The organism is Kitasatospora sp. NPDC088548 (genome assembly GCF_044753005.1).
GTDB lineage: Bacteria > Actinomycetota > Actinomycetes > Streptomycetales > Streptomycetaceae > Kitasatospora.
The window spans coordinates 79,320-85,370 of record NZ_JBIVMI010000025.1 but is presented as its reverse complement, the minus strand read 5'-3'; the positions used below and the strand labels follow the sequence as shown (position 1 = coordinate 85,370).

Annotated in this window: 7 protein-coding genes and 1 pseudogene; 4 read left to right on the top strand and 4 right to left on the bottom strand. The window is 74.5% G+C overall.

The window, feature by feature from the left end:
* Both ACIP82_RS27890 and ACIP82_RS27885 read left to right on the top strand, forming a co-directional pair.
* Window positions 1-364, top strand: a pseudogene (locus ACIP82_RS27890) (RNA helicase); the annotation flags it as partial.
* 161 nt (window positions 365-525) lie between these two features.
* On the top strand, window positions 526-1,365 hold the full coding sequence (locus tag ACIP82_RS27885) for a TIGR02452 family protein (RefSeq protein WP_400657242.1): 840 nt from the start codon (window positions 526-528) through the stop codon (window positions 1,363-1,365).
* A 41-nt stretch (window positions 1,366-1,406) separates the two neighbouring features.
* Here ACIP82_RS27885 and ACIP82_RS27880 read toward each other — a convergent pair whose 3' ends face one another.
* Both ACIP82_RS27880 and ACIP82_RS27875 read right to left on the bottom strand, forming a co-directional pair.
* Entirely contained in the window at window positions 1,407-1,742 is a 336-nt protein-coding gene (locus ACIP82_RS27880) for a hypothetical protein (RefSeq protein ID WP_400657240.1), read from the bottom strand.
* 122 nt (window positions 1,743-1,864) lie between these two features.
* Complete coding sequence (locus ACIP82_RS27875; RefSeq protein WP_400657238.1) at window positions 1,865-2,983, bottom strand: hypothetical protein; 1,119 nt, start codon at window positions 2,981-2,983, stop codon at window positions 1,865-1,867.
* A gap of 74 nt (window positions 2,984-3,057) precedes the next feature.
* Between ACIP82_RS27875 and ACIP82_RS27870 the strand changes: the two genes are divergently transcribed.
* Complete coding sequence (locus tag ACIP82_RS27870; protein WP_363611039.1) at window positions 3,058-3,516, top strand: RICIN domain-containing protein; 459 nt, start codon at window positions 3,058-3,060, stop codon at window positions 3,514-3,516.
* A gap of 48 nt (window positions 3,517-3,564) precedes the next feature.
* Here ACIP82_RS27870 and ACIP82_RS27865 read toward each other — a convergent pair whose 3' ends face one another.
* Both ACIP82_RS27865 and ACIP82_RS27860 read right to left on the bottom strand, forming a co-directional pair.
* Window positions 3,565-4,293: a tyrosine-protein phosphatase gene (locus ACIP82_RS27865; protein ID WP_363611037.1), complete on the bottom strand. Its 729-nt coding sequence runs from the start codon at window positions 4,291-4,293 to the stop codon at window positions 3,565-3,567.
* Between the two features lie 85 nt (window positions 4,294-4,378).
* Window positions 4,379-5,149 carry an SDR family oxidoreductase gene (locus ACIP82_RS27860; RefSeq protein WP_400657235.1) on the bottom strand — a complete coding sequence of 257 codons (771 nt, stop codon included), beginning with the start codon at window positions 5,147-5,149 and terminating at the stop codon, window positions 4,379-4,381.
* Between the two features lie 187 nt (window positions 5,150-5,336).
* On the opposite strand from ACIP82_RS27860, the gene ACIP82_RS27855 reads away from it, so the two are divergent.
* Window positions 5,337-6,029, top strand: coding sequence for a DNA polymerase beta superfamily protein (locus ACIP82_RS27855; RefSeq protein ID WP_400657233.1), 693 nt, complete (start codon window positions 5,337-5,339; stop codon window positions 6,027-6,029).
* Window positions 6,030-6,051 lie beyond the last annotated feature (22 nt).

Below are 6,051 nucleotides of genomic sequence, written 5' to 3'. Positions count from 1 at the left end.
GTCGGGTGGCTTCAACCGTGACCGCGATGACCGTGGTGGTCGTTCGGGTGGTTTCGACCGCGAGCGTTCCGGTGGCTTCAACCGTGACCGTGACGACCGTGGTGGCCGTTCGGGTGGCTTCGGCGACCGTCCGGCGCGCTCCTTCGGTGACCGTCCGGCCTTCGGCCGGGACCGTGACGAGCGCGGTGGCAGCAGCAGCCGTCCGTTCGCCCGCCGTGACGACCACCGCTCCGGCGGCCGTCCGCAGGCCTCCGGTGGCTTCAACCGTGACCGTGACGACCGTGGTGGCCGTTCGGGCGGCTTCGACCGCGAGCGTTCGGGCGGCTTCAACCGCGACGACCGCAAGCCGCGCTGGAAGAACTGACATCGCGTATCCGATGTCGCGTAGCGCGTAGCTGACGCACTGCGGGCCCGCTCCACCTCGGTGGGGCGGGCCCGTTGGCGTTCCGGCCCCGGCGGGCCGTTGTTCTGCCGGTGAGAATAACCTGTGGCGCCGGGTGCGGGGTGTCCCGTACGGTCGCGGGCATGAGCAGCAGACTGCACGACGTGGCGGTGGTGAACGAGGGGATCGCCGAGCGGGGGAGCTACCGGGCGGCCGGGGGCGAGCTCGTGGAGGTGGCCGACCGGCTGGCGGTGGCCAGGGCGGGGACGGTGTCGTACGCCCCGGCGGAGCTGGACGCGCTGGTGCGGGCCGGTGCCCCCGGGCCCGGTCCGGCGGCCGGTGAGGGGGCGGTCGAGGTGACGGCCGAGGGCAGCATGGAGGCCGCCCGGCGGCTGGTCGGAGCCGGGGCCGGCCCGGTGGGGGTGCTCAACTTCGCCTCCGCGCGGAACCCGGGCGGCGGCTATCTGCGCGGCGCCCGCGCCCAGGAGGAGGACCTCTGCCGCAGCGCCCTGCTGTACTCCTGCCTGCTGGAGGCGCCGGACTACTACGAGGCGCACCGGGTCTCCACCGACCTGCGGTACAGCCACCGGGTGATCGTCTCACCCGGCGTGCCGGTGATCCGGGACGGGCGGGGCGAGCTGCTGGCGCGGCCGTACCCGGTCACGTTCCTGACCTCGCCCGCGCCCAACGCCGGTCAGCTGGAACGGCGTTCGGCGGGGGTGGACGTCCGGGGCGTGCTCGCCGAGCGGGCGGAGCGGGTGCTCGCGGTGGCCGCCCGGCACGGGATACGCGCGCTGGTGCTGGGGGCGTGGGGCTGCGGGGTGTTCCGCAACGACCCGGTACAGGTGGCGGAGGCCTTCGAGGGCGCGCTGGCGCGGTACGGCGCGGCCTTCGAGCGGGTGGTGTTCGCGGTCTGGGACCGCACGCCCGTCTCGGCGAACCGGGCCGCTTTCGAGGCCCGGTTCGGCGCGGCCGGGTCCTGAGGGCAGCCGGTTCCCCTACGGCCTGTGCCGTCCCCGTACGGTCAGCGCTTGCGCGTGATCAGGGCGGTCGCGACGGTGGAGGCGGCGGCGACGACCCCGGTGACGGCGAAGACGGACGGCCAGGCGCCGATCTTCTTCGCCAGCGGGTGCGAGCCGCCGAACGCCGCCACATACAGCCCGGTCAGCGCGGCCGCGGTGGCCGGGCCCGAGCGGTGGTGCCACTGCGCGGCGGCTCCGGCACCGGCCACCGCCAGCACCGCGCCGCCCAGTTCACGCCGGCCGCTCCAGCGGGCGACGCCGTAACCGCCCACCAGACCGCTCGCCGCGGTGAGCGCGGCCGGTGCCGCGGCCGAGAGCACGTTCGGGACCTTCGCCATCCTCGACTCCACTCCTCAGATCCACCGGGCCGTCCGCACACCTGCCGACCGGCCCACTCCTCCCGACCATAACCCGACATCTCCCGACCGTCGGACGGGCCCCGGCCCCCGGGCGACAAGGCCTAGCGGAACGCCTGCTCGAACGACCGGGCCTCGGCCGCCCCCGCCAGCCGGGCCCCGGCCTCGGCCGGTGTCAGCACCCGTTCCAGCCGCAGATCACCGGGGACCTGCTGGATGAACCGCCCGGCCGACCAACTGCGCTCGTACGGCTGCGGGTCCAGCACCAGGGTGCGGACGCCGTCGACCACCGGGATGTCGTCGGGCGTGCCCTCGTTCCAGATCCAGGACCCGTCCGGCGCGACCAGGTTGAACGAGCCGAACGCGGTGAGCCGGCGCCCGTCCGGCACCTCGGTGCGGCAGAGCGCGACGACCTCCGGGTCCGGGCGGGTGCCCGGCAGGTGGCCGCCGCCGATCAGCACGTCCGCGAGCAGCGTGTGCAACTGGAAGTTGTCGCTCAGCCCGTCCATCCGCAGCAGGTACCCGGTGCCGGTGGGCCGGTCCAGCACCAGCAGCGGTTCGTCGTCGAGCGTCCTCGCCAGGTGGACCAGGCACTTGAGGTCGTGCCGGCCACCGCTGTACCGGTCGGCCAGTTCGACCAGGACGTCCGTCACCCCGGACGCCCGGGCCGAGGTGCGGACGGCGGCGTACGAGTACACCGCGAACGAGGCCATCTGCCAGAGGTGCAGCGTCCACCAGCCGATGACGGCCCGCTGGGCGTGCCACTCGTCCAGGCGGTCCGGGTCCTCGATCCGTCCGAGGGCTTCGGCCGGGTTGTCCCGGTCCGGGTCGGGCAGCTCGCCGCCGTCCGTCTCCTGCCAGCGCTCCACCAGCAACTGCGCGGCGCCGAGCGCTTCGCGCAGCCCGGCCAGCACGTGATCGGCGCAGGCCACCGGGTCGGCGCCGCGCTCCACGCACGCGCCCACCATCATCGCCAGCCGCGACCGGGGGAACGGCGGAGTGTCCGGCAGCAGGGTGGCCAGCTGCGGACCGACCGCCGCCGACTCGCGGGGCCCGGCAGGCCCCAGCAGGCCGCCCACCAGCCGGAGCGCGTCGCCGAAGCGCTCGTCGTCGGCGGCTTCGACCGCCGCCGCCAGATCGGCCACCGCCTCGTCGAGGGTCGGCTGCTGACGGTCCGACGGGTCGGCGGACCCGCCGTGCGAGGGATTTCGGTCGGACACCATTCGCCGCAGCATAGGCGCCCCGTCGGACACCCGGCAGCGGGGGCTCTGTCGGACCCTGGTGGGACACTCCCACCGTGACTGACCATGTGATCGCGGACGGCCTGTACCGGGTGCGCAACGTCGGCAGCGGTCTGCTGCTGGAGGTCGCCGACGGCAGCCGCCGCAGCGGCGCCAAGGTCCAGCAGGGCGAGGACAGCGGCTCCGACGCCCAGCTCTGGCGCCTCACCGCCGTCCATCCCGGCGGTGCCCTCCACCACTTCGAGAACGTCGCCAGTGGCAAGCGACTCGACGTCACCGGCGCCTCCCCCGACAACGGCACGCTCATCCAGCAGTGGTCGGCCAACGCCTTCGGCGCCCAGGAATGGCTCCTCGAACACCACCTCGACGCCCCCGGCACCTACACCCTCACCAGCTTCATCAGCGGCAAGCCCCTCACCGTCCGCGACGCCGCCACCACCGCCGGCGCCCCGGTCCACCAGTGGGAGGACACCGACTCGCCCTCCCAGTGGTGGCTGCTCGAACGCCAGGGGTAGCGCGGGGAGGGCCTCACCCCTCACCCCTCACCCCTCAGGCCGAGAGCCTCAGGCCGAGAGGTTGGCGCGCAGGGCGGCGAGGTCGTCCTCGGTGGCGCCGTGGGCGCGGAGGTAGTCAGGGACGGAACCGTGCCGGTCCCGGATCCAGGCGAGGGACGAGGCGAGGAGGGGAGCGGAGATGGGGCGGGAGACGCGTTCGGTACCGGTCTCGTCGAGATAGGGGGTGGGGCCGTCGAGGAGGCCGAGGCCGGCGTTGGAGAGCAGGAAGTCGGCGGTGATGTCGGCGTCGGAGGCCCCGAGGAGGGACTGCAGGACGGCGATGGTCAGGCCGGTACGGTCCTTGCCGACGGCGCAGTGGACGACCGCCGACAGGGTACCGGGGTCGCCGAGCCGGCGGACGATGGCGACCAGCGAGGGGCCGGCGGTCCCGGCCATGAAGGGGTAGAGCTCCTCCTGGTCCTCGGGCCAAGGACGGTCGACGTCCTCGCGGTTGGCGGGCAGGGTCGGGACGTGCAGGGTCTCGTGTTCGAGGCCGTGGTACAGGTCGGGCCAGACGTCGAGCTCGACGGGGCTGCGCAGGTCGATCACGGTGCGCAGGCCGAGGGCCTTGAGACGCTGAGCGCCCTCCGGGGTGAGGGTGTGGAAGGACCCGGAGCGGTAGAGCACGCCCCGGCGCAGGGCGCCGACACCGCCGGCGTCGCGGAAGTTGCGTACGCCGGGGATGTCGAGGAAGGCGGACGGCAGGTCGGTGGCACGGTCCGGCAGGTCGTCGGTCATGGCGTCCACCGTACGGGCGCGGGGTGGGCGGGGGAAGGTCGTTCGGGGAGCCGGACCGACGGCGGGGACGACGGCAGGGGTGGGATCAGCGCCCGCCGGCGATGTCCAGGAAGGCGCCGGTGGTGTACGAGGAGGCGGGCGAGAGCAGGAAGAGGATCGCCTCGGCGACCTCCTCCGGCTGTCCGCCGCGCCGCATCGGCAGGTTCGGGGCGACCCGGTCGACCCGGCCGGGCTCGCCGCCGAGCGCGTGGATGCCGGTGTGGATCAGGCCGGGGCGGACGGCGTTGACCCGGATGCCCTCGGCGGCGACCTCCAGTGCCAGCCCGCGGGTCATCGAGTCGACGGCGCCCTTGGCGGCCGCGTAGTCCACGTACTCGTTGGGCGAGCCGAGCCGGGAGGCGGCCGAGGAGACGTTGACGATGGCGCCGCCCTGCCCGCCGTGCCGGGTCGACATCCGGCGGACGGCCTGCGCCGCGCAGAGGAACGGGCCGGTGATGTTGGCGGCCCAGATCCGGTTGAGCCGGTCCTCGTCCACCTCCTCCAGCCGGCACTGCTTCTCCAGCGTGCCGGCGTTGTTCACCAGAGCGGTGAGCGGGCCCAGTTCGGCGTCCACGGTGGCGAACAGCCGCTCCACCTCGGCGGTACGGGTGACATCGGCCCGTACGGCGACGGCCGTGCCGCCCTCGGCCCGGACGGCCGAGACGACGGAGGCGGCGGAGGCCTCGTCGGTGCGGTAGTTGACGCAGACCCGGTAGCCGCGCCGCCCGGCCAGCAGGGCGGTGGCGGCGCCGATGCCGCGTCCGGCACCGGTGATGAGAACGACCTCGGGGCGGGCGGAGCCAGGAGTGGAGTCCATGGCCGCAACAGTACCCAGAGCGTCGCGGTCGATCCACGGTCCGGCCCTCCGCCCGGAATTCGTTCGCGCGGCGCGGCCCGCTCCGGGCAGACTCCACGGAACGACCCCCGGGGCCGGCGGCCAGGGCCGTCCGCCCCGGCGGACAGCAGCCCAGCCCAGCCCCGCCCCGACGAGAGAGGAGAGCCCCGTGGTACCCGCACCCGGCACCGCCCTGCTCGTCGGCGTCGTCGGCTCGACCGCGTACGGCTTCGCCCAGGCCGGCTCCGACATCGACCGGCTCGGCCTGTTCGCCGCCCCGACCGAGGACTTCCACGGCCTGCACCGTCCGGCCGAGTCCCAGGTCACCACCGACCCCGACGTCACCCTGCACGAGGCGGCCAAGTGGTGCCGTCTGGCGCTCACCTGCAACCCGACCGCCTTCGAACTCGTCTGGCTGCCGGACGACCTGTACGAGGTGCGCGGCCCGCTCGGCGAGGAACTGATCGCGATACGCCGTTCCTTCCTGAGCGCCAAGGCCGTGCGGACGTCCTATCTCGGCTACGCCGACCAGCAGTTCCGCAAGCTGCTGACCCGCGACACCACCGACCCGGTGACCCGCCGCCGGGCCGCCAAGCACGCCCGGCACCTGGTCCGGCTGGTCGAACAGGGCGTCCGGCTCTACGAGACGGCCGAGAACGTCGTCCGCCTCCCCGACCCGGACCGGGTCCGCGACCTCGGTGAGCGCATCGCGGACCACCCCGCCACGGCCGAGGCCCTGCTCGCCTCGGCCGCCGAACGCCTCGCCCGCCCCGGCGTCCTCCCGCCGGCCCCCGACCCCCGCCCCGCCGAGGCCTGGCTCCGCCGCGTCCGTGCCGCCCACTACACCCCGCCCACCACCTGACCCCGCCCGCTCCGCCCACCAC

Excerpts from the sequence above, each read along its gene's own strand:
- ACIP82_RS27865 (WP_363611037.1), bottom strand. The coding sequence starts at position 4,293 with ATGACCGACGACCTGCCGGACCGTGCCACCGACCTGCCGTCCGCCTTC.
- ACIP82_RS27875 (WP_400657238.1), bottom strand. The coding sequence starts at position 2,983 with ATGGTGTCCGACCGAAATCCCTCGCACGGCGGGTCCGCCGACCCGTCG.
- ACIP82_RS27880 (WP_400657240.1), bottom strand. The coding sequence starts at position 1,742 with ATGGCGAAGGTCCCGAACGTGCTCTCGGCCGCGGCACCGGCCGCGCTC.
- ACIP82_RS27885 (WP_400657242.1), top strand. The coding sequence starts at position 526 with ATGAGCAGCAGACTGCACGACGTGGCGGTGGTGAACGAGGGGATCGCC.
- ACIP82_RS27860 (WP_400657235.1), bottom strand. The coding sequence starts at position 5,149 with ATGGACTCCACTCCTGGCTCCGCCCGCCCCGAGGTCGTTCTCATCACC.